Raw genomic sequence first — 709 nt, 5'->3', positions numbered from 1 at the left:
ACAGCCGCAGCAACATCATCTGACTCTGCCGGCATATCAAACTCGGCGAGTAATGAATCGATATCATCTTCAGTTGAGTCTGCTGATGAGCCGGCTGATGTCTCTGGCGCTTTGACAGCCGCAGCAACATCATCTGACTCTGCCGGCATATCAAACTCGGCGAGTAATGAATCGATATCATCTTCAGTTGACTCTTCAGTTGAGCCTACTGATGTCTCTGGCGCGTTGACAGCCGCGGCAACATCGTCTGACTCTGCCGGCATATCAAAATCGGCGAGTAATGAATCGATATCATCTTCAGTTGAATTTTCAGTTGACTCTTCAGTTGAATCTGCTGATGTCTCTGTCGCGTTAACATCCGCAGCAACATCATCTGACTCTGCCGGCATATCAAACTCAGCTAGTAATGAATCGATGTCATCTTCAGTTGAATTTTCAGTTGAGCCGGCTGATGTCTCTGGCGCTTTGACAGCCGCGGCAACATCATCTGACTCTGCCGGCATATCAAACTCGGCTAGTAATGAATCGATATCATCTTCAGTTGAATTTTCAGTTGAGCCGGCTGATGTCTCTGGCGCTTTGACAGCCGCAGCAACATCATCTGACTCTGCCGGCATATCAAACTCGGCTAGTAATGAATCGATATCATCTTCAGTTGACTCTTCAGTTGAGCTGGCTGATGTCTCTGGCGCTTTGACAACCGCGGCAA

General features: G+C 48.2%; 1 pseudogene. It reads right to left on the bottom strand.

What is annotated here, in order from left to right:
- Positions 1 to 709: pseudogene (locus AAEZ00_RS20595) on the bottom strand (hypothetical protein); the annotation flags it as partial.

Source organism: Shewanella sp. S1-49-MNA-CIBAN-0167 (assembly GCF_040310145.1).
Taxonomy (GTDB): domain Bacteria; phylum Pseudomonadota; class Gammaproteobacteria; order Enterobacterales; family Shewanellaceae; genus Shewanella; species Shewanella psychromarinicola.
The sequence above is the reverse complement of the archived record's forward strand: the minus strand, read 5'-3'. Positions and strand labels throughout refer to the sequence as shown.